Below are 22921 nucleotides of genomic sequence, written 5' to 3'. Positions count from 1 at the left end.
GAGGTAGTCGATGCAAGAAAATAAAAGTTTTGAACAAGCAAAATATTAAAAAACCTTTAATAAGCACATCCAACAAATATCATTTAAATTTTTTTGATAAGAAATTCGCTAAATTGCAAAAAACCACGCTAAGCAACAATAAATATCCAAAATAATAAGCCAAATAAATATAAGCCAAATTATCACTAAGGCGATTTGTTTGGTTTACAACTCTCAGAGAACACCAAGTCAACACCATCATTGATATTAACAAAAAAAATCTTTCAAGCCAAGGTCTAGTTGCAACAATAGAGATGTTTTTCATCCATCCTATAAACAACCCTAATGTCGCTATAACATATACTAGTAACATAATAAACTCACAAAGCATTGTCAATAGACCTGACAATGCTTTTTTACCCATTGTGAAAAGTTAACGAATATTGATATTTTTACCAGTCGCACTTGCGTAACCATTGATAGCACCAGAAACTGTACCCATAGCGGTGGCACGCATACCATTTAGCATGGTAGATGCACCCCTAATAGGGTTAATTGCACCCATAGCGGCACCAGTACCAACGGCGGCAAGGTGTGCTCTTTTATTATAAGTTCCGCTCGCAACATAACTCGCCACATAGCCATAATGACCACCGATACCACCCATTATGCCACCAAAAGCATTAGCAGCCCAAGCCCCCTCCGTCTCCTGCATCTGACTATCAGTCATAACAACTGTTTGCAGGTTTTGGATATCCTCAAAAGCAAAAGATAGGTCGGTTGTTTGGGTTGGTTGAGTAGATAATTCTACACTTGGTGTGGTGCTTGTTATGGTTTGATAAACAGTTGTTTCTGCAAAAGCAGGGGCGATGGCTACGGTAGCACTAAGTGCTAAGATTGACAATTTTTTTACAATATTTTTCCTTAAATACAATTCCTAGCCGTCAGCAAGGCTTGTTAAAGTACAGTTGTACTGACTTGCATGATATTAGTAATTTTTTTGCTTTGTCAAAAGGTTTGATACTACGCTTGTACTTTTAAACCAATCCATGATATCAATCATTTCTTGGTGAATCAACTTATCGCTCAAAGCTGCACAGTCGCTGATGATTTAGGCGGATTACAATATCAAAGTTGACATCCAGTTTGCTCATTCGCAAACGATATATAAATTATTGAACTCTACAAAAATAGCTTTTTCATTTATCATTCCTATTTTATGAGTTTGCATATTTGCAAAATCTTCAGAGTAAGAAAAAGATAAAAAAGTTTTATCTTCTTGTAATTTTTTTAATATATTGATAATACTGTTTGATAACAAAAACATCGATGGATAAATACATTTATTTCTTAAGTCCATTTTTATGCAGTTGTTAAAAAGTTTTGGATTCGATGAGTGCGTAACAATCATGTCTTCAATAACAAAACATTTCTGTATTATACCATCTTCATTATTGACCGTTTTTCTATAATAAAGATGATTATTTTTTTCACATTGTAAAAAAAATCTTGCCTCCCTTAAAAGGCAATGTTTATTATTAGACCTTGCACAGGCAATTTCAAAAAACATCTTCTTTATCTTAATTTATCTATGTCGTTTTCCATAAAAAGCATGACCTCTGTATTTTTGGTTTGTATGCTGGTAATGCGAATAATTAGAGTGCAACTCCTTTTTTCCATGCCGAATAATATCTTGCCGTCCCCATGCTTGATTTGCAATTGCTTTGGCTTGTTGAGAGTTTCTCGCGTAGATATTCGCACCTTTTGATAGAGCAGCACCAGCAACTCTCTGCGTTACCCATCTTTGTGCTATAAAACGCCCACCATGAATCACCCCTATTGCCACCAATGGAGCAACCGCCCCTTCCGTCTCCTGCATCTGACTATCAGTCATAGCAACAGCTTGTAAGTTTTGAGCATCCTCAAAAGCAAAAGATAGGTCGGTTGCTTCATTAAATTGGGTAGATAACTCTACGCTTGGTGTATTACTTGGTATGGCTTGATAAACAGTTGTTTCTGCAAAAGCAATGTCCAAACTATCTTTTTTCTAAAACATAATAAAGGTAACCACCAAAAACAGCCATAGCAAAGCCCATCATTACCTTAGCAACACCAACAATTAAAGCATTTTTATTATATATCAAAAAGATATGATAATAATATAAAAATCCCACCAATACAATGGTTGATACCAGCAATAAAAATCTTTTACCATTTACCAATAAGTTTGGCATCAAAATCATGGAAAAAAATAAAACCAAGGCAACATTCACAATATAACCTCTTGACCTAACAGAGTGCAGACAAACTCTGTTAGGTAACTACCATACAAAATTTCAGTAGATATTTAGCCCCTTAGAATTTACCAGAGATAACACCCAAGCTCACGCTAGTCGCACCAAAAATAGCTGCGCCTGCCTTTTCGCCGACCTGCCCAACCCATCCTCCATAAAATCCAGAGGCAGCACCAACAGCAGTAGCTGCAGCAATTTGTTGTGCGTTCTTACCGCCAGTTGCGGCGGAAATGCCACCAATCGCACCGCCTATAACAGCACCCCAAGGACCAGCCACCCCCTGCACCCCCCTGCATCTCACTATCAGTCATTGCGACTGCTTGTAAATTTCGGGTATCCTCAAAAGCAAAGGATAAGCCGATTGCTTCATTGACTTGAGATATTTATCCATAATTTTGCAAATGAATTGCATTGAAAAAATTTAGCACCAACACAACATCATTTAAATACTGCATTGATGCTTTAATAGCATTGGTTTTTTACAGTATTATTATAGTATTGATTTACATGATCAAGGTTTTTGTAAGAAAATGCAAGATTCTAAATCAAACTGAAATTTTGTAGTTTTTGCACATCACTTGATTTTAATAAATCAATCAAAGTTTCCACCAAATCTAATTGATGTCTGGCATAATCACTGTCTTTTTTACGAATGTCTTCATCGCTCACCAAATGAACTAGCTGGTAATAAATGTTTGAAAGTTCAGATGGGCAATCTTTCCACGCATCTAATAATGGTCGCCCTTCAAGGCAACCGTCCAAATAAGCACGCAAACTATTGATTAAATAAGTGTATGACACTTGTATTACCTAAAAGCGCTTCCAAGGAGTAATATCGATGCGATTTTTTTACCATCTAGCTTTAAAACATCAACACAACCCATTATTTGCATTAAAGATTGTCCATTTGATCAGTGGCGCTAAGATCATGGCAAGCACCAAAGAATTGTTAATAATGAAATTTCCGATAGGATTAGACGCACGAATTGGTAAAAACATGGGTTTTTTAAAATATCCTTTAATCAAAAAAGAATTGATCAAAAGCAATAATAATGCTGGTAATAAAAAAACAGAAGCGAACGCATCATCGCAAGGGCGGTAAAAAAATAAACATAAAATTAAAATCATTAAAAAAGCATGAAATTTGGTTAAGCGTTTAACCAAATTTCTAACTTTTTCTAAGATTTTATTTCTCAAAAAAAATCATCATCAACCTTTATATTACCAAAACCATTGACCACACCACCAGACTGGCCAAAGCCTAAATATCTGTCAAAAAATAGGATTTGTTTAATGTACAAAACTCACCTCATTACCCCACTCCAAACCAACTGACACCCCACCACCATCAAAAGACAAGCAAAGGCTTTTTTGAGCGTGTTTGCTGGCAGTTTATGGGCAATTTTTGCCCCCAATTTAGCAGTGATAAAGCTTGCCATACTGATGGCAGCAAATGCAGGCAAATGCACAAAACCAATCAGTCCACTGACAGAACCATCAAGACCTGCCACATACTCTCGCCCAAAAATCATGAACCCCAATGCTCCAGCGATGGCAATCGGCAAACCACAGGCAGCCGAAGTACCTACTGCTTGCTTAATTGGCAGACCTGCATGGGTTAAGTAAGGGACATTGAGACTGCCACCACCAATTCCAAAAATCGCCGACGCCATACCAATCACACCACCTGCCAAACTTTGATTGATCGGCTTAGGCAAAGGCTTAATATTTTCTTCTGCTTTTTTCATGAACATCTGTATGGACATCACAATGGCAAACGCCCCAATAAGCCCTTGTAAATACTGTCCATGTATGAGTGTTGCTACCCAGGCCCCAAACAACGAACCAACCACCAATCCATAGGTTAAGTTTTTAAAAACCTCCCAACGCACACCGCCTTTTTTATTGTGTGCTGTTAACGAACTGATGGATGTGATGATGATGGTCGCCAAAGCCGTCCCTACCGACACATGAGGAATGATTTCAGATGGAAAACCATAGGCAGCCAAAATCCATACAAGCGCTGGTACGATGATCAAACCACCGCCCACACCAAACAGTCCTGCACACACGCCAGCAAATGCCCCTGCAATCACGAACCATAAGTACATCATTTTAAAATCTCTATTTAAAATTATGCTATTATAGCCCATTTTTATTGTTTTAAAAACCAAAAACCCATGCACGAATTCAACACACCCCTTACCCACACACATTTTGATGAAACTGACAGTACCAACACCCAGCTCATCTTGGCTGTCAGTACAGGTAAGCTAGAACACTCCAGCCCCCATCTTTATACCGCCGACCATCAAACAGCAGGGCGCGGGCAACATGGTCGGACTTGGGTAAGCGGCATGGGCAATGTCTTTTTAAGCCTGTACATACCCATCGGTCAAGGAAAATACGAGCTAAACACACTGTCAGGACTGCTTTCGCTTGCAGTCGGATTTGAGCTTGCCAATTTACCAGTCATTCACTCAATCAATCAGCATCGTCAAACAAATAATCTGCCCACTATTGGTGTCAAGTGGGCAAACGACATCGGTTTTTATGACGAAAAATTAAAGTCATTTAAAAAATTGGCAGGCATCTTGATTGAACCTGTCTTTAAAAGGCTGGATAAGAACACCTTGGTTGGCGTGGTCATCGGCGTTGGCTTAAATGTCACTCATTCACCCACAATAAAAGATGGTCTATACCAAGCAACTTGCTTAAAAGAATTATCCGATATAAACATCTCTGCCGAAAAGCTCTACACTCCGATGGCAAAAGCACTCTTTCAAGCGATTAAGATTTGCAATCGCTGTCAAGAATCTTTATATTTAAACAGGTTTATTGATAAGTTTAATACCGCTCACATTTTGACTGGTAAAATCGTCCGCATCTTCATACAAAATAACATGAACGACATCAATGCACAGGGCAAATGTGTTGGCATTGGTCATCAAGGTGAATTGTTATTAAGTGATGACGATGGCGTTCAGGCGATATTTGCAGGCATGGCAAAAGTCGCGGATTGATTGTTCAGGATTTGCCACATTCATCGTTTTAAACCCATCTTTTATCAAGGAAATTTATGAAAAAGCTCTGGCTGGACTTAGGAAATACTCGCTTAAAATACTGGATCGTCAACAACGACACCATCATCGCCCATGACGCCAAAGAACATCTAAAAGCACCCAATGAACTACTACTCGGACTGCTTGGCACGCTGGTTGGTTTTAAGCCTGAGTTTATCGGCATATCCAGCGTGCTTGGCGATAACATCAACACCACCATCACCCAAACTCTACAAAGCTTTGATGTACCGTTTGAGTTTGCTAAGGTCAATGCCAACCATCAACTTCTCAAAAGTCATTACGATCCAGCACAGCTTGGTGTGGATCGATGGCTACAAATGCTTGGCGTGGTAGACGACACTAAAAAACAGTGTGTGGTTGGCTGTGGTACAGCCTTGACGATTGACTTGATAGAGCATGGGGTGCATTTGGGTGGTTATATATTGCCCAATGTCTATATGCAACGCCATGCTTTATATGCAGGTACTCAACAGATTGCAGTGAAAGTTGGGCGATTTGATAGTACCAGGCTTGGACAGACTACTTTTGATGCGGTTAATCATGGTGTGCTATTTGGTATCGTTGGGGCGGTGCGTGCCATCATGGTGGATCATCCTGATTTTACCATCACACTAACAGGAGGTGGTGCTGACATGCTGAATGCACAGTTTAACAACAGCTTGAGTACGGAGTCAGGGTTATTACTCAAAGGACTTAAACGATATTTTCAACACGACAATTAAGATTACCCAACAATACTTTTTGGCATCAGATCATGACCATTGCAAAATAGAATAGTGCCAAGCAACACGACATTCCAAGAAACCACAATACTGAGCGTAGCAATGGTAGATCAAATGCACTGCTAAAAACAATACAACCAAGGCAGTAACAAATACCATTTTAATTAAAGCTTAAGCATTCTCTCCTGCTATCCTTCCAAATACCGCACCAAGCATCAATCCAGTACCACCAGCATAATTTCCATAATGAACACCGCCCACGATTTCACCGCAAGCAAACATATTATCAATACATTCACCATTTGTTCTGTATACTCTTGCATCAGGCCTCACTTTCAAACCCCCATAAGTAAATGTCACACCTGCTTTCACTGGTGCAATGTAGTAAGGCGGAGTATCAATTTTTTGGGCCCGGTTAGATTTAGGGACGCCAAAACAATCCACAGATTTATTACCATCCAAGTAACTAAAATCACAAATGACATTGTCGACACAATTGCGATTATAGCTTTCTATCGTATCATGCAGATTGCGATGATTTATACCAAACTTTTCACAAATAACTCGCAATGAATTTGAACTAAATAAATTCTCATCAGAAAAATACGATTGGGATAAAAAACCAACGGTTTTTCTATCAAATATCTGAAAAGCCATATTATTAATCTGCTTATTAATCATACGCCCAACTTTTGTATATAAAAAGTTTGGCATACTCTCACCCTCATCAAAAAAACGCTTACCATCATGATTAATTGTTATTCCTAGATTAAACTGATACCTCGATTGGTTTTGACTTTTAATATTTTCTCCTGGCAATAAATAATCAGGAAGATATGAGCTTTGAGGTGTCGCATGGCAACCAAATTCCGAATAATCCCCATAAAGTTGAATATTGTTTTTGATTGCAGGGAAAAACCAATCTCCAGTATTAAAAGGAACACCCCTGATGCCAACATTTTCCCAGGACTCTCCTAAAAATTTTTGCCTAAAATATGGATTAGCTTCATAACCTCCCAGTGCCAATATCAATGAATTAGTAGGCAAGCCAAATGATTCTCCATTATCCTTAGTTAAAATCAGCTCTTTAACACAATTATCAACCATTACAAAGTCATAAAGAGAGGTGCAATACATTACATCTACACTCAAACTCTCGGCAATATTAAAGTTTCTTTCTTGTAAAGATTTACCCGAACCTTTAATCTTAAGAGGTATGCTTCTTTTAAATATATTACCAAAATCTTTATATGTCCATTTATGCCCCAAGTCTCTCATCCATAAAATAGTTTCAAAAGATTTATCAACAAGTGTTTCTTGAAGATCCAAAACTCCTTGATTATTGGAAGTGGATCTTAAGTCATGAAGAAAATCATCCTTCGTATACGGCATGTAGCTTTATCTTAAAACCTTCTCTACCTCTAAATTTCTATCACCATCATCAATCAAGCTTAATAACTCTTCAAAATTATTGTGAGGAAATCTAAAATTCATTGTTAATGAACTATTACCCCCTCTATAAATTCTTGGAGCTTTTTCAATGACCAAAACACGCTTTCCTTTCTGGGCAGCTGATATGGCTGAACAAAGACCAGCATTGCCAGCACCCACAACAACATCATACGCTTCTTTTAATTTCATGAGACCGTCTAATAAAAACCATTAATAAAACACCAGATACAAAAGACAGCAATGCCGCAACAGTATAGGTAAGCATAATATTGTATTTTCCAATCAAATATCCACCTAACATGCTTCCAATGATGCCAGAAATAGCCACCAATGTTTTTCTGCTTGTTCCGATTACCCGCCATTCTGATGAAGGGGAATATTTTTGAAAGCAATCCTGCCAAAACGGAATTGAAAACGCATGAATAAAGTTAAGAACAAATACAGATATTAAAAAATACCAATATCCTGAAGAGAATGCGGTTACCAAGAAAAATAAAGCATAAAATATACGCAGATGCGGGGCAATACGGACAGGCAACTCTTTATGTCTGGATACTTTCACCATAAGCAACGAACCAAAAACCGTTGCCAACATCAGACTAAAAAAATAAAAAGAAACATAAATATCATCGACCTTATAAATATCCTTTAATACATATATAAAAGTCCCGTTATAAATAAATAAGCTGACTGCGGATATGGCATGAGCTGTACTCAAATAGAAGATATTTTTTGAGAATAAAATTTTATAAACCGCTTTTTTGATAGAATTACTTCTTTGTTTGATATCATCGATAGGAGTCAAATACATAAAAATAGCAGATAGGACAAATAAAACACCGCCAATAAAAAATACAACACGATGATTTAAAACACTTAAAATAGCACCGCCTATAAAAAACCCTAACGCTGAACCCATGCCTGCAAAAACCTTTGTTTTTCCTATGATGGTTTGTCTATTTAGACTGTGTGTTGATTCTGATAAAAATGAAATCAAACTCTCAATATAGCCACTTGAACAAGTTGATAAAAATGTTCCAACAAAACTTATGGCATACAACGCATAAATCATGGCTGAATCATTAAAAAAATATGGTAAGCATAACAAAATACTTAAAGTAACATTAATGGCCACAATGTGCAATTTATCACTTTTAAATATATTAAAATTATTAACAAAGAAACAAGCGAGCAGACTACCTGCCGCAGAGATGGTTACCTGAAGTGCTGTAGAAATGGCACTATTGGTAAGATGATAAACATATAGTGGCAATACAACCAGATAGAGGGAAGATGCCAAACTCGATAGCAACATGCTGCCACAGATATTATTCACTGATTTATTAAATTTGCCATCCATAGTTCTAAAGCCTTATTATTGATTAACAAAAAGGATCTAGGGTCATCTTATTATAAAAAGGATTTACTCTCACAAAGTTTTTGCTTAATGCTTGATTGATGATTGCTCTATAACAGTGATATCCACTCATCTCATTAATATGCACCACCTGAACATCATGAAAATTCAGCAAGTCAAGAAGATCATATAGCGAGAACTCTTTGTCAAAAAAAATCAATTAAATGATTGTGCAAATATTTCGATTGTAAGTGATTGATTCTGTTTATTGCACCAGAACCAACCAAGGTATGAATTCTATCAATAGTGCTTTTAACATTACCCTTTGGGTGTAAATTATTTTTTACAATAATATTAGCCACCAAACTTTTTGGCATCAGATCATGACCATTGCAAAATAGAATAGTGCCAAGCAACACGACATTCCAAGAAACCACAATACTGAGCGTAGCAATGATAAATTAAACGCATACGCCATGCCATAACCCATGCGTAAAAACACATACAACCATGCTAAGGCATTAATGACATTTTGTGGTACAAAGCAATACATCGCTACCAAAACGGCCGCCAAAAACATCGGCAAGCCTTCAAAGCTGTTGGTTTGGGCAGAGTTTAGCCTTGCTGCCAAGCCCGTTGTTTTTGCCAAAAACTCCCGTGGATTGGCATTGTCCACAAGGCGAAATCCCCCTGTTATTTTTGCAAGCAATGCAAAGACGAATGGCAAAAGACACGCCGCCAACATCGCCTGTATCGCCACTGAAATTTTGGGAGAAAAATTCACCACAAACATCATGATCGCATCCATCATTTCACCTTGCCATTATCGCTTTCAATGATTTCATAATCATGAGTGATATTCACACCACCATCAGCGAGCATCTTTGAGGCAGAGCAGTACTTTGTTGCAGATAACTCAATCGCTCTGGCAACCTGAGATTCTTTGATATCAGTTCCAATGACAACAAAGTGTAGATGAATGTCAGTAAATACTGCAGGTGTGGCATCAGCACGCTTGGCAGATACTTCACAACGGACATCCTTAATCGCTTGGCGAGATTTTTTTAGAATACTCACGACATCATAACTGGCACAGCCACCCAAACCCATCAAAATCAACTCCATTGGTTTTGAGCCTAAAACTTGGTCTGAGTCCATCATGACTTCATGCCCTGAACCACTGGTCGCTTTGAAGTTAATAGCCTCATTTTTTAACCAAGAAATATCAACACTAAGATCTGCCATAAAATCATCCTTATTATCGCCTTGAATTTTAAGATAAAGAATAAACACATTTTTGACTAGTATGGCGATTTTTTAGGGATTTTTCAAGCAAGTACTGAGCATTTTTGTGCAGCCATTCATTTTTTGTATAGAACAAATGCCTGATGTTCTGTTGGGTGTACCAATTCGTTTAAAAAAACTCGACATGTCATCGAGCTTTTCATCAATCATGTCATCATTTGACCAAATTAATTAAATGTTCAAAATCAGTTCATTAAAACTAAAAACGATAATTAAGCATGAGTTTGGCACTGGCTGGGTTATCAATGTGTTCATGGAATGTTTTTGCCACTTCCAGCGACAACCCAGAATACTCACTTGCACTGGCCTCAACCCCCAGTGCTACCAATCCTGCCACACCTGACAAATCACTTGACCAGCGTGATTTGTGCTGATTGATGGCATCATTGATGATTAAGTCATTTTTCTGACGGACATATCCTAATTGCATGGTCGCATAAGGTTTGATCATACGCATGGACTTGGAAATGCTGGCTCCAACATTCACTGCCGTCAGTGTCGCACGCTCAAAGTCAATGGTTGAGCCTTGCACCTGTGCGTCTTTGCCATCAGCATTTAGATGAATGATGGCAACAAAAGGCTTGATGTGATAATCGTTGATGGGCATCAATTTGGTCATACCCAGCGATGCACCCCAAGCACGATGTTTCACATTCTGCACAGACACATTATCTATGGCTTGTTTTGTGTATTGATGAGCCAAAGCACCCAGGACAGTCGCTCCGCCCACCAGTTGTTTGTTGACATAGGCTGACACACCTGTCGTCACATACCCACGATCAACATCTGTCTTGACCGTACCATGACTTTTGCTTGCCAAGGCACCAATCAATAGATTCCCATCTGTCATGCCCACACCCAGTGTCGTACGCTGACTCACATCATTAAAGCTGCCTTGCTCATGATGGAATGTGCGGTCATTGCGATGGTGCAAAGCCCAAATTCCTGACCGCACGGGTGCATTCATCATATCCATCATCGAATAAGGAGTAATGACGGCTGCATTCATCGCCGATGTCGTGAGTGATGATGCCATGGGTCTATTGTTATCATTCAAATGTGATAATACCCAAGCCTTGTCCACTTGACGCAACCGATACGCATATGCCCCTCGTTCTACCTTGTCAATGTCGCCACGACCATCACTTAAATGAAGCACGCCATCGCCACTTTGAACCTGCAACAAATACTGATCTTTAATTTCTTGATTGATCTTAGTTGGCATAATGCGATGCTTGCCCAAAAGATGTTGAATGCTGACTGGTTGATCACTTGGGGCCATCACAAAATCCAGCGACCCCGCCACCTTACCAAAATCCGATCCTTCTTGTACCAGCACCCGACCTTGACCATCCAATTGATTAATGTGAGCAGTCCCCCTCTCACCTTTGACGGTTAAGATGCCATCATTCATCGCAATGTCATCAATCGTCACATTTTTTTGATTGGCATGGACATTGATCACACCTTGATGGTTAAGAATCGTTCCAAAAAAATCCCCCTCTATGTTCAAAATACCATCAGCAAATATCTCACTGTCGGCATACATCTGATTGTTGGCCGATAAGATCATCTCGCCTTGCTTGATGCTAACACCGCCAAAATGATTATTTCCCGTCAAAATGAGCTTGCCTGAATGATTTTGGATAAGCCTACCTTTGCCTGTGATGTCATTATTCCAAGCATCATACTCTCCAAACCCTGCGATATCAAGCGTCGCATCTGGCGTTTTTGTCGTCAAATCACCATACAGATGACCCATGCCATCGTAAGCAGATGGTAAGTTAATCAAACCCCAGTTGTTGTCTGGATTGTTCACATCGCCCATTTGAGCAAAGCTATTTTTTGGATAAGCGGTAGATGCCAGCACCTGTCGGTGTGCATCATCATCAAGGTAAGGATAGCGTAATTTCAAAAGATGGCCAGCCTCTTTGGGCAAGTCATCAAGACCAAGACGCTCAATCTGATTGTCATTTTTTAAAGTGTGGTAATATCCGATGGCGTGACTGTCTTTTTTGTGGTCATCATAAGATTGACTTGGTAGCTTTTCTAAACAAGACCTCAATTCATCGCCACACAAATCAGCGAATAAATGACGCACTGATGCAGATAGCTTCGCCAGCTCTTTGGCACGCACATCATCCTCAAGCATTTTCGCCATAAAATAGTAGCGGCCCGCCCTAGAAGTCATGGTATCTGTGGGAAAATGAGCACCGACAATCACACGGCTCTCACCATATTCTATCGCTCTGGCAAATGCCTCCTTGCCACGCTCTGGAAAAATTAAAGACATGGCAACAGCCTGCCCAAAACCGTTAGAAGTGTGTCCACTTGGATAAGAAGAATACGCTCTTTTTGTTTTTTCATCATGTGTTTTGGTGTCATAATCTGGCAAGTAGCTACCTTCATCATCCAGCACTTGATATGGGCGACCACGCAGATACCTGTCTTTTAAGATGAAATCAAACGCCCTGGGACGATTTTTATTACTATCAAAAGACCTTGTTGCAAGACTCGCCAAATATTCAGTGCCACCAAACAGTGCTTCAAGCTCAATATCACTGATGTCATCAGCCATGTCACCCAGCGTACTTTTGACAAATTCGCGACGAACATGGGTGCGATCCTGGCTTTTATCCTCCTCTGCCAATGCTCGACGCTCTGGGCTGGTATTTTGTTGTTTGTCCCATGAGATGCGTCTGTCCAGTTCAGCCTCCAAACTGTCCTTTTTTGGATAATCAACCACGACTTTATCGGCCAGATGATCAAACCACGCCTGCCTATGTCGATTAATGTCCGAAACAATAAATGGCTCTTGTTTGGGTTGTGTGTTGGAGGGTGCAGCAGACTTAGTTTCGGTGTTTTTTTGTTCATCTTTTAAAGACGGCACACTTGGCTGGGAGGTGAAGCCATGCTGGTTGATACTTGTCTTGTTACTGTCTTGTGAATCAAACCAAACTTGATGACCTATGGTAGAATCGAATGCGTTGCCTTTAGACTGATTGATTGTTGCTTTAGATATATTGGTATTGGTCATATTAACAGCAGAGTTGGCATCCGTGTGCGACATCATGCCGGCAACCGCAATTGTTAGCAGTGTTCGTCTTAGACACTTGCTTTTCATGAGCATTTCTCCAAAATCTTTGTACATAAGTACCCATTTTCTATGTTGGCTGTTGCATTTTAGTAACCTTATGTGACAAAAGTATGAAATAAATCGCCATTTTTATCATCAATGACACATCAACACCGACAAAATCAAGCGAACATGAAACATTTTAATGCAAAAAAACATTACACTTTTTACGAAAAATTTGTTTTAATAATACCAAGTCATCTGTCATCACACATGGCAGAATTTGTTAAAAATTTTTATATAGAGTTTAGTCATGATTGATTCGGACGGCTTTCGAGCCAATGTCGGCATCATCTTGGCAAATACACAAGGGCAAGTGCTTTGGGCAAAACGCATCGGACACGACAGCTGGCAATTTCCCCAAGGGGGCATTGACGATGGAGAGACGCCATTGGATGCCATGTATCGTGAATTATACGAAGAGGTTGGCCTGCTTCCTAGTCATGTTGAACTGCTTGCAGTTACGAAAGATTGGTTGCGTTACCGACTGCCAAAGCGTTATGTTCGTAGCAATCAAGCACCGCTGTGTATTGGGCAAAAACAAAAATGGTTTTTGCTTCGCTTAGATGAAGACAACACGAAACACATTCGCTTTGATGCGTCAAAGCCTGAATTTGAAGAGTGGCAATGGGTCAGCTATTGGTACCCACTCAACCAAGTAGTCGCCTTTAAGCGTGGCGTGTATCAGCGAGCATTGCAAGAGCTGGTAAGAGAACTTCCCTTAACAAAAGAATTGATATCACACGCTTGGCGATGAGTAACATTGACCATCAATCACCACAAAGACCGAATCATTGATTCGGTCTTTTTCATCATTAAAGACCCTAGAAACCCAAGAAAATTTTGGGCAAATTTGCTATAATGGATTTCAAAACTTTAACTCATTGGCAAATCTATGGCAATCTTTCATCCACAATTTGACCCCGTCGCCCTCAATCTGGGTTTTATTGAGTTACATTGGTATGGTCTGATGTACCTACTTGCTTTCTTATGTGCCTATCTTTTGGCGACTTGGCGTAGCAAAAAACGCCATGATTTCAATGCTGAAATGGTATCAGACTTGGTATTCTTTGGGGCATTGGGCGTCATTTTAGGAGGTCGTATTGGTTATGTGGTGCTGTATAATTTTGGTGAATTTTTAGACAATCCTGCTTATCTATTTCGTGTGTGGGAAGGAGGCATGAGCTTTCATGGCGGCTTTATCGGCGTGGTCTTGGCAATGCTTTATTTTGCTAAAAAATACAAAAAACACCCTTTTACCATACTAGACTTCATCGCACCCTGCGTACCACTTGGCTTACTGTTTGGGCGTATTGGCAATTTCATCAATGGTGAACTGTGGGGGCGTGTGTCGCATGGCGATTATGCGTACCTGATGTATTTTCCACAGGCCATCGCCGCCGATTATGAACTGATCAACAAGGACCCAAGCTTGATCAGCATCGCCACAAAATTTGATGGGCATTATCTGTTACCACGCCACCCAAGCCAACTGTATCAAGCATTTACCGAAGGTGTGTTGCTATTTGCTATTTTATGGTGGTTTAGTGCCAAGCCTCGCCCACGCCATGCTGTTTCTGCTTTATTCTTGCTTGGGTATGGCATTGTTCGTTTCACTACTGAGTTCTTCCGCCAACCTGATGTGGGGTATGATCTTATTTTTGGTTGGATGAGTAAGGGTCAGCTGTATAGTTTGCCAATGATCATCTTGGGCGTGATTTTATTCATCATGGCGTATAAAGATCAGGTTTATGATTGGCGATGAACATGAACGCAACAGCCATCAATCCAAACCAAAAGCAATATTTAAAAAGCAGTATTTAATTGGCATATTCACATGAAACAGTATCTTGATTTACTCTCTCACATTCTAACTCATGGCAACGACAAAGGCGATCGCACAGGTACAGGCACTCGCTGCGTTTTTGGTCATCAAATGCGATTTGACTTAACAGATGGTTTTCCATTGTTGACGACAAAAAAAATACACATCAAATCCATCGTTCATGAATTGCTTTGGTTCATCAAGGGTGACACTCATGTCAACTATCTGCAAGACCACGGTGTTACGATTTGGGACGAATGGGCAACGGCCGAAAAAACCGCCATTTTTGATAGGTCGGCTGGCGACCTAGGGCCGATTTACGGACACCAGTGGCGTAATTTTGGAGCAAGTAAAAATCCTGATGGCAGTTATAATAAAGATGGTTTTGATCAGCTGTCTTGGTTGATTCATGAAATCAAAACCAACCCCAATTCTCGTCGGTTGATTGTTTCTGGCTGGAATCCATCAGAAGCTGGGCAGGTTGCCCTACCTCCTTGCCATACATTGTTTCAATTTTTTGTGATTGATGGCAAATTATCTTGCCAACTCTACCAACGCTCAGCAGATGTGTTTTTGGGTGTGCCGTTTAATATTGCAAGCTATGCCTTACTTACTCATTTGGTCGCCCAAGTATGTCAATTACAAGTAGGTGACTTTATTTGGACTGGGGGAGATACGCATTTGTATCACAATCATTTTAAACAAGCAAAATTACAATTAACTCGCAAGCCACTACCATTATGCCAGTTAACCCTAAATCCAAAAGTTAAAGACCTGTTTGCGTTTGAGTTTGATGACATCAATTTCATCAATTATCAATCCCATGACAGGATCAAGGCCGAAGTTGCCGTGTGATGAACACACAAAGAACGAATTGATTTTCTTTTTTTACCCCTTTTTATGCAGATGATTTTATGACCCTATCAGACATTAGCCAGCATTTACACGCCCAAAACATCACCTTGGTTCATGTGGTCGCTTTTGACAACAATCATTGCATTGGCAAGGACAACACTCTTGCTTGGCACATTCCTGAAGATTTAAAACACTTTAAACAGCTCACCACGAATGGCGTGGTAGTGATGGGACGCAAGACTTTTGAAAGCATTGGCAGGCCTTTACCAAATCGCATTAACTGGGTGATTACAAGAGATGAACACTGGACGGCCGATGGCGTGAAAGTTGCTCACAATCTGGAAAATGCCTTAAAAATGGCAGCTGATGATTGTGATTGTGGCAAGCTGTTCATCATCGGTGGCGGTGAAATCTATCGCCAAACCCTACCAATTGCCGATGTGTTACAAATCACCCGAGTTGACTTGGACATACAAGGCGACGCATTTTACCCCACCATTCCACAAATGTTTAAGCTGATTGACAGTAAAAGTGGTGTCAGTCATGATCAAAACATTGGTTTTGCCTTTGAAACCTATGCCAGATGATGATCGGTTTCTCCAGACAAACGGTGTTATTTTTCACTTAATGACACCAAAAAATGTTACAATGACGCAGGATTTTAGACTGAGAAATCATCATGCGTTATTTGCCAATCATTTTTACTACCGCCCTTATTGTCAGTGCCTGCTCACCGAAAAGCAACTATGAGCGTATCGAAGGCAAGACGATGGGTACAAGCTACCACATCACTTTTAAGGCAGACAAGCACGATGTTAATGCCATCAAATCCATGATTGACACACGCCTACATGAAGTCAATCAAAGCATGTCTACCTATATAGAAGACAGCACCATCTCTAAATTCAATCGCCTACCAAGCCACCAAAGCATGATGATAGATAAAGACTTCAAGCAGGTTTTAGGCGATAGCAAAACCATCTTTATCGCCAGCAATGGCAGTTTTGACCCCACGGTGTATCCACTTGTTGAGCTGTGGGGCTTTGGCTCTCATATGAGTGTCGAACGCTTGCAATCACCCCCTACCGATGAAGAAATCAACAACCTAAAAAACAGAATTGGACTAGATAAAGTCGTTCTACAAGCAGATGAGATTCACAAGACACATGACGGCGTGGGGCTGGATTTTTCAGCGATTGCCAAGGGATATGGTGTAGATGTCATTGCAAGCGTCTTATCTACAAAGTATGGCATCAATGATTACATGGTTGAGATTGGTGGGGAAATCGCCACTAAAGGCAACAACGAGAAAGGCAGACCTTGGAAGCTTGCAATTGACTCACCTGTGTTAGACAGTTCAGTGTCAAACCGCAAGACTTTTACCACCATTACCCAGCCAGCAGGTCAAACACTACATGTGGCCACCTCAGGAGGCTATCGCAACTCTGTGATGTATGATGGTATGCGTTATAGCCATACCATCAATCCCAAAAGTGCCAAACCTGTTACCAATCCTGCCCTAAGCGTTACCGTCCTACATGACAGTACGGCACTTGCTGATGGCTGGGCAACTGCTTTGACCGCCACCTCTTATAATCAGGCTTTGGTAATGGCAAATCAACATCACATTAAAGCATTATTCATCATTGAAAGTAAAGATGGCAAAGGCTTTGAGCTTATCAAATCCAATGCCATCATGAATGACCAAACGCCAAACTGATTTGTGTTTTTGACTTTATGCATGTCATGCTTTACAATGATGAACACAGCGACAAACACAACTACGAGATTTCTATGGCAACTTTTTCTCCAACCCCACAGTTTTCCAGACGCTGGCTTGCCACACCAAGCGTCGTCAAGCAGGCTTTCCATCAAGAAATGGATGACATCATTCATATGCTTGGCAGCGACATTCCTGCCGCAAATTATCAGTTCACCAATCAAGACTTTGGCAGTGCCATCGCAGAATTACTCACCACATACTCAAACACTCAAAACCCTGCCAAACTGGTACACAGTTTTGACAGTACGCCTTTGATTGCCGACAAGGCAGAGAATTTTAATCAAAAGGAATTTGCAGAGATTGAATCTCGCATCATCGCCAAACTATCTGCACAGCTTGATGATTTTTTGACCGAACACCTATCGCAACTTTCTATAGATTTAAAAGCATGGGTAGACACTGCGGTTAAAAATGAGCTGAACAGTCATCAAACAAGCAACACCCCACATCACCAGTCAACATTGGTTAATGCTGAATAAGAGAGCATCATGAGCTTTTTAAGCGACATCATCATCATCGGTGCAGGCCCAGCTGGACTTGCTTTTGCCAGATATTTTAAAGGCACAGACTTAAAGATCGTCATGATAGATAAGGCAGAATTGACTGACATTCAAGACCCTGCTTATGATGGTCGTGAGATTGCACTGACCCACCATTCCAAGGAGATCTTACAAGACTTAGGGGTTTGGCAACGCTTTGGTCATGACGAAATTTATCCACTCAAAGATGCCAAAGTCTATAATGGCGGATTTGACTACGATTTACACTTTACAGTACCAAAAGATTTACAACGACTAAGCTCCATCGACCGATTGGGCAATCTCATTTCCAATCACAACATAAAAAAAGCACTCTATGATGAGGTCAAAGAGTTACCGAATGTTCAGCTATTGACAGCCGTCAGCGTTAACAGCATACACATTGACGATACAATGGCAAAAATAACGCTCAATGATGGCACCATATTGACCACAAAATTGATCATCGGTGCTGATTCTAGAATGTCATATGTGCGTCGCACGCTTGGCATTGGTGCACACATGAATGATTTTGGGCGTACTGTGGTTGTGTTTCGTGTTCGGCACACTCAGTCAAATCAAGCCACTGCCCAAGAATGTTTTTTTGATGGGCGAACTCTTGCCTTATTGCCATTGCAAGATGATTTGACCAATTGCGTCATTACCTTGGACAATCATCAAGCCAAGGAACTCCTCTCCAAGTCGCCCAATGAGCTTGCCAAAGAAGCTCAGCGTATGATGGGCGATAAACTCGGTGCTTGTACGATTGCAGGTACAGTGCATCATTATCCCCTGATGGGTGTACACGCAAATACCTTCATCGCTAAGCGTGCCGCACTCATCGGTGATGCAGCGGTTGGAATGCACCCTGTTACAGCACATGGATACAACTTGGGTCTGATGAGTGTTGATACGCTGGGCCAGCTCATCATTAAGGCTTATCATGATGACCTCGACATTGCAAGTGACGCCCTGCTCCATAAATACAACTTGCAACACCAAGCTCACACACGACCACTTTATCACGGTACGAACATGATGGTATCACTATTTACCACTCAAACACGCCCCATGCGTATCCTAAGAGATGCCACTTTACGCATCAGTAATAACCTGCCACCAGTTAAACGCTGGATCACAAGCCAACTAACAGGAAAGTCATGAAGCATCAAGACGACTCTGTGCATTTTGTGCATCAAGTTGTCAATGTGAAATCAACTGACATGAAACAGCTTAAAGTGATGAATTAAGACCAAGCCAATCGCCCATGCCACGCTCTGAAACAACAGCACAAACTGTTTTTGACCCAGTGTGGCGGTTGGCATTTTATTACCAGTTTTCATGCTTAAAAAATCCGCCAATACCGATAAAATAGCACACAAAGCAAACGCATGATACGCATGACCATTGTTTTGAACAATGGTAACCGCCAGCACCATCACACCCACAAAAAATAAAGACAAAGACACCATGCTGGCAACTTTTTTATTCATATCAAACCCATCAGCCCAATAGCAGTGAGTCATCTACAACCGCTTCACCATGATTTTTTTGAAACATTTCAAGCAAGTCATTGACAGTCATACCATATCGCTCCTCCCCCAAAACATCCAATACCACCCTACCTTGGTGCAGCATGATGGTGCGATTGCCATGTGCGAGTGCTTGCGGCATAGAATGAGTTACCATCATGGCAGTCAGCCCATTTTCCTGAACAATTTTATCAGTCAGGTTCAGTACGAATGTTGCTGTTTTTGGGTCTAAGGCGGCAGTATGTTCATCAAGCAACAAAATCTTTGATGGTTGTAAACTTGCCATCAACAAACTCACCGCTTGACGCTGACCACCAGACAGCATTCCCATGCGATCAGTCAATCGATTTTCCAGACCCAGTTTTAACTCAGACAGCTTTTCACGAAATATCTCACGGCTGTCGGCATTGACTGCTGATGATAACCCACGAGCCCTGCCACGCCTTAATGCCAATGCCATGTTCTCTTCAATGGTCAATGCTTCGCAAGTACCAATCATGGGGTCTTGGAATACTCTTGCCACCAAATGACTGCGTTTGTGAGTGGGTAGTGCCGTTACATCAACACCATCAATCACCACAGAGCCAGAATCAGGGCGTAATGCCCCACTAATGGCATTTAAAAAAGTTGATTTACCTGCACCATTCGTGCCTATCACCGTCACAAAATCACCTTTGGCAACGGTCAGATCAATGCCTTGTAGTGCAGGGTTTTGCATCGGAGTGCCTTTATTGAAAGTCAAGCGTAAATCGCTTATGGTCATCATACACACCTCCTTTGACCTACTTTTTAATGGTCATCTGCAAGCTGTTTTTATCAGCTTTAAGGGCAGATAAGATTTTAGTGCGATATTTTGGCAGCATGAGTACGGCAACGACTAACAGTGCCGTTACCAAATTCAAATCTTGAGGTCCAAAACCAATGTTACGCAAGCTTTGGCTGGATAAGGCGATTTGTATGAATAACTTATACAGCACCGCACCAACAACCACCGACAGCGTCATCCAAAAAATACGCTTGGTGGTCAATATCGTCTCACCAATGATGACTGCTGCCAAGCCAATCACAATCGTACCAATACCAATCGAAACATCTGCACCACCTTGAGTCTGTACAAAAATCGCTCCAGCAAGTGCAATCAAGCCATTACTGATAGCCATGCCAAGCACAATCATGGCAGAAGTGTTGATGCCTTGAGCTTGTGCCATTTTTAAATTTGAACCTGTAGCACGCATCGCAAGACCCATCTGAGTTGCAAAGAACCAATCCAAACAAACCTTAACCCCAATCACCATGACACACGCCACCACCACACGAACCCATGCACCGTTATTACCCTCAATAAAAGCAGTAAATACGGTAGATTCACCCAGTAGTGATAAATTAGGAGCCCCCATGATGCGTAGATTGATGGAGGAAAGTGCCGTCATCACAATAATGCCTGACAACAAATGCAAGATGCCCAGCTTAACATTAAGCAAGGCCGTTGCCATGCCTGCCATCATGCCTGCCATCATGCCAAAAACACAAGCCAACCAAGGATCAAATCCTGAAACAATCGCCAATGCTGCCACCGCACCACCAAGCGGAAAACTACCATCTGCTGTCAGATCTGGAAAATCCAAAATACGAAATGAAATGAGCACACCCAACGCCATCAGTGCATAAATCAAGCCACTTTCTAACGCTCCAAGCAAGGCAATCATTGACATAAAAATTCCTAAAACTAAGTAAAAAAACACACACCAAAGACAAGCATGGTGTGTGCATCACGATTTCAACACACTTGAACAAGATGGAGGAATCGCTAAAGTCAATTTGTGGAATATTTTCCATACATACATTGATTAAAATGAATGCATGACATTAAGCAGACCAAACCAACATGATAAAAAGTGGCAAGCGACATTCGCCAAAATCACATCAGCTCACTGGCAGATCGATCATTACCTTGTTACAACATCAACATTGATGGCATCTTTGGTAATTTCATCATTCAAGGATACGCCTTGCTCAATGGCATGTTTTGGGCTGACATATAATGTCAGTGTATTCATGATTTTAGGCTCAATTTCGGCAGGCTTTTTACCATCTAATACCTGTGCCACCAACTCGGCAGTTACCACCCCAAAATCAAAATCATTCACACCCAACGCAGCCGTCGCACCACGACGCACACTAAATTCGTCAGAAGCAATGATGGGCAAATCAAGCTCATTAGCGACTTGTACCATCGCTTCCATTGCTGAAGCAACATTATTATCCAAAGAGGTATAAATCAAGTCCGCACGACCATCAAGCGCACGAGTAGCCGCTGCCACATCCGCCGAACGATTGGCGGGAATATCAACCAAAGTCATGTCATATTTTGGCAAGATCTCCATTAAGCGTTCTTTGAGTGCGACCGAATTCGCCTCTCCAGGACTATACACATAGCCGATACGCTTGGCGTTCGGTTTTACCTTGGTAAAAAGCTCGATTTGTGGTTCAAGTGGCAGCTGACTTGATAGACCTGTGATGTTCATCTGGGTGGGGATATTATTGTTATCAATCAATTTGGCCGCCACAGGATCAGATACTGCCGTATAAATCAAGGGAATGGTCTGAGTGGCCGCTGCCAAACTTTGGGCTGTCGGTGTTGAAATGGCAACGATCGCATCAGGATTTTCCGAAGCGAATTGCTTAGCAATTTGAGCCGCAGTTGCCATATTGCCTTGTGCAGACTGAAAATTCACTGTCAAATTTTGACCATCTTTATAGCCCAAATCCGCCAAACCTGCGACGATGCCACGACGAATGTCGTCAAGCGATGGATGTTCAACAATCGCACTGATGGCAACGGTCTTGGCTTGCTTGGCAGGTACTGTGGTAGCCTGTGCATGTTGAGTGGCGTCAGCTGGTGTCTCACTTTTGTCTTGACAGCCAAATAAAGCAACCGCTGACAAAGTCAAAGCCGACAGCTTTAAGGTATGAAAATGTTGCATCTTATTCTCCAAAATAAACCTGCCAAATTAATAGATTTGGTACGATGAGATGCCCCACCCCAATGTATCAAATTACCATAAAGATGGCAGATCCTC

At 41.0% G+C, this 22921-nt stretch carries 25 protein-coding genes and 1 pseudogene; 10 read left to right on the top strand and 16 right to left on the bottom strand.

Annotated elements, in window-relative coordinates; genetic code table 11:
- Positions 1-412: 412 nt before the first annotated feature.
- The 6 genes from M2R47_RS02060 to M2R47_RS02035 all read right to left on the bottom strand — a co-directional run bounded on the left by M2R47_RS02060 (position 413) and on the right by M2R47_RS02035 (position 3074).
- Positions 413-883, bottom strand: coding sequence for a hypothetical protein (locus tag M2R47_RS02060; protein ID WP_249098138.1), 471 nt, complete (start codon positions 881-883; stop codon positions 413-415).
- 246 nt (positions 884-1129) lie between these two features.
- Entirely contained in the window at positions 1130-1549 is a 420-nt protein-coding gene (locus M2R47_RS02055; protein ID WP_249098135.1) for a hypothetical protein, read from the bottom strand.
- A 15-nt stretch (positions 1550-1564) separates the two neighbouring features.
- Positions 1565-2014 carry a hypothetical protein gene (locus M2R47_RS02050; RefSeq protein WP_249098133.1) on the bottom strand — a complete coding sequence of 150 codons (450 nt, stop codon included), beginning with the start codon at positions 2012-2014 and terminating at the stop codon, positions 1565-1567.
- Position 2015: 1 nt separating this feature from the next.
- Positions 2016-2252, bottom strand: coding sequence for a hypothetical protein (locus M2R47_RS02045; RefSeq protein WP_249098130.1), 237 nt, complete (start codon positions 2250-2252; stop codon positions 2016-2018).
- A gap of 82 nt (positions 2253-2334) precedes the next feature.
- Positions 2335-2559: a hypothetical protein gene (locus M2R47_RS02040; RefSeq protein ID WP_249098127.1), complete on the bottom strand. Its 225-nt coding sequence runs from the start codon at positions 2557-2559 to the stop codon at positions 2335-2337.
- A gap of 254 nt (positions 2560-2813) precedes the next feature.
- A complete protein-coding gene (locus M2R47_RS02035; protein ID WP_249098123.1) occupies positions 2814-3074 on the bottom strand; it encodes a hypothetical protein in 261 nt (86 codons plus the stop codon).
- A 37-nt stretch (positions 3075-3111) separates the two neighbouring features.
- Here M2R47_RS02035 and M2R47_RS02030 point away from each other — a divergent pair, with 37 nt between their 5' ends.
- Entirely contained in the window at positions 3112-3375 is a 264-nt protein-coding gene (locus M2R47_RS02030) for a hypothetical protein (RefSeq protein ID WP_249098120.1), read from the top strand.
- 202 nt (positions 3376-3577) lie between these two features.
- Here M2R47_RS02030 and M2R47_RS02025 read toward each other — a convergent pair whose 3' ends face one another.
- A complete protein-coding gene (locus M2R47_RS02025; protein WP_249098118.1) occupies positions 3578-4387 on the bottom strand; it encodes a sulfite exporter TauE/SafE family protein in 810 nt (269 codons plus the stop codon).
- 66 nt (positions 4388-4453) lie between these two features.
- Here M2R47_RS02025 and M2R47_RS02020 point away from each other — a divergent pair, with 66 nt between their 5' ends.
- On the top strand, positions 4454-5296 hold the full coding sequence (locus M2R47_RS02020) for a biotin--[acetyl-CoA-carboxylase] ligase (protein WP_249098116.1): 843 nt from the start codon (positions 4454-4456) through the stop codon (positions 5294-5296).
- A gap of 56 nt (positions 5297-5352) precedes the next feature.
- Positions 5353-6078 (top strand): type III pantothenate kinase, encoded by a 726-nt coding sequence (locus M2R47_RS02015; RefSeq protein ID WP_249098114.1) that lies wholly within the window; start codon positions 5353-5355, stop codon positions 6076-6078.
- Positions 6079-6249: 171 nt separating this feature from the next.
- On the opposite strand, the pseudogene tcuA reads toward M2R47_RS02015, so the two are convergent.
- From tcuA to M2R47_RS01990, 5 genes and pseudogenes are all read right to left on the bottom strand, one after another.
- Positions 6250-7719: pseudogene (gene tcuA / locus M2R47_RS02010) on the bottom strand (FAD-dependent tricarballylate dehydrogenase TcuA).
- A complete protein-coding gene (locus M2R47_RS02005; RefSeq protein WP_249098112.1) occupies positions 7697-8890 on the bottom strand; it encodes an MFS transporter in 1194 nt (397 codons plus the stop codon). Before M2R47_RS02005 ends, tcuA begins: the two are co-directional and overlap by 23 nt.
- Before the next feature lie 373 nt (positions 8891-9263).
- Positions 9264-9698, bottom strand: a complete 435-nt coding sequence (locus tag M2R47_RS02000) for an MAPEG family protein (RefSeq protein ID WP_407068590.1) — start codon at positions 9696-9698, stop codon at positions 9264-9266.
- Complete coding sequence (locus M2R47_RS01995; protein WP_249098110.1) at positions 9695-10132, bottom strand: OsmC family protein; 438 nt, start codon at positions 10130-10132, stop codon at positions 9695-9697. Before M2R47_RS01995 ends, M2R47_RS02000 begins: the two co-directional genes overlap by 4 nt.
- Positions 10133-10391: 259 nt before the next feature.
- Complete coding sequence (locus M2R47_RS01990) at positions 10392-13316, bottom strand: phosphatase PAP2 family protein (RefSeq protein WP_249098108.1); 2925 nt, start codon at positions 13314-13316, stop codon at positions 10392-10394.
- Between the two features lie 265 nt (positions 13317-13581).
- On the opposite strand from M2R47_RS01990, the gene M2R47_RS01985 reads away from it, so the two are divergent.
- From M2R47_RS01985 to ubiM, 7 genes are all read left to right on the top strand, one after another.
- Positions 13582-14085 carry an RNA pyrophosphohydrolase gene (locus M2R47_RS01985; RefSeq protein ID WP_249098105.1) on the top strand — a complete coding sequence of 168 codons (504 nt, stop codon included), beginning with the start codon at positions 13582-13584 and terminating at the stop codon, positions 14083-14085.
- A gap of 138 nt (positions 14086-14223) precedes the next feature.
- Positions 14224-15093 (top strand): prolipoprotein diacylglyceryl transferase, encoded by an 870-nt coding sequence (gene lgt / locus M2R47_RS01980; RefSeq protein WP_249098102.1) that lies wholly within the window; start codon positions 14224-14226, stop codon positions 15091-15093.
- A gap of 72 nt (positions 15094-15165) precedes the next feature.
- The gene (locus M2R47_RS01975; protein ID WP_249098099.1) at positions 15166-16008 is read left to right on the top strand and encodes a thymidylate synthase; all 843 of its coding nucleotides are present in this window, start codon (positions 15166-15168) and stop codon (positions 16006-16008) included.
- A gap of 59 nt (positions 16009-16067) precedes the next feature.
- Positions 16068-16595 (top strand): dihydrofolate reductase, encoded by a 528-nt coding sequence (locus tag M2R47_RS01970; protein ID WP_249098097.1) that lies wholly within the window; start codon positions 16068-16070, stop codon positions 16593-16595.
- A 92-nt stretch (positions 16596-16687) separates the two neighbouring features.
- The gene (locus tag M2R47_RS01965) at positions 16688-17728 is read left to right on the top strand and encodes an FAD:protein FMN transferase (protein WP_249098095.1); all 1041 of its coding nucleotides are present in this window, start codon (positions 16688-16690) and stop codon (positions 17726-17728) included.
- A 74-nt stretch (positions 17729-17802) separates the two neighbouring features.
- On the top strand, positions 17803-18270 hold the full coding sequence (locus tag M2R47_RS01960) for a hypothetical protein (protein ID WP_249098093.1): 468 nt from the start codon (positions 17803-17805) through the stop codon (positions 18268-18270).
- 9 nt (positions 18271-18279) lie between these two features.
- Complete coding sequence (gene ubiM, locus M2R47_RS01955; RefSeq protein ID WP_249098091.1) at positions 18280-19473, top strand: 5-demethoxyubiquinol-8 5-hydroxylase UbiM; 1194 nt, start codon at positions 18280-18282, stop codon at positions 19471-19473.
- Positions 19474-19523: 50 nt separating this feature from the next.
- Here the strand turns inward: ubiM and M2R47_RS01950 are convergent, their stop codons facing one another.
- The 4 genes from M2R47_RS01950 to M2R47_RS01935 form a co-directional block, all read right to left on the bottom strand.
- Entirely contained in the window at positions 19524-19802 is a 279-nt protein-coding gene (locus M2R47_RS01950) for a hypothetical protein (protein WP_249098090.1), read from the bottom strand.
- A gap of 10 nt (positions 19803-19812) precedes the next feature.
- The gene (locus M2R47_RS01945; protein WP_249098088.1) at positions 19813-20607 is read right to left on the bottom strand and encodes an ABC transporter ATP-binding protein; all 795 of its coding nucleotides are present in this window, start codon (positions 20605-20607) and stop codon (positions 19813-19815) included.
- Positions 20608-20623: 16 nt separating this feature from the next.
- Positions 20624-21553 carry an ABC transporter permease gene (locus M2R47_RS01940; RefSeq protein ID WP_249098086.1) on the bottom strand — a complete coding sequence of 310 codons (930 nt, stop codon included), beginning with the start codon at positions 21551-21553 and terminating at the stop codon, positions 20624-20626.
- A gap of 234 nt (positions 21554-21787) precedes the next feature.
- Positions 21788-22825 (bottom strand): ABC transporter substrate-binding protein, encoded by a 1038-nt coding sequence (locus M2R47_RS01935; RefSeq protein WP_249098084.1) that lies wholly within the window; start codon positions 22823-22825, stop codon positions 21788-21790.
- Positions 22826-22921: the final 96 nt, after the last annotated feature.

Origin of the sequence: Moraxella oculi, assembly GCF_023336735.1 — a bacterium.
In the GTDB taxonomy this organism is placed as follows: domain Bacteria; phylum Pseudomonadota; class Gammaproteobacteria; order Pseudomonadales; family Moraxellaceae; genus Moraxella; species Moraxella oculi.
Note: the sequence above shows the minus strand (reverse complement) of the source record. Positions and strands in the feature narration are given on the sequence as shown.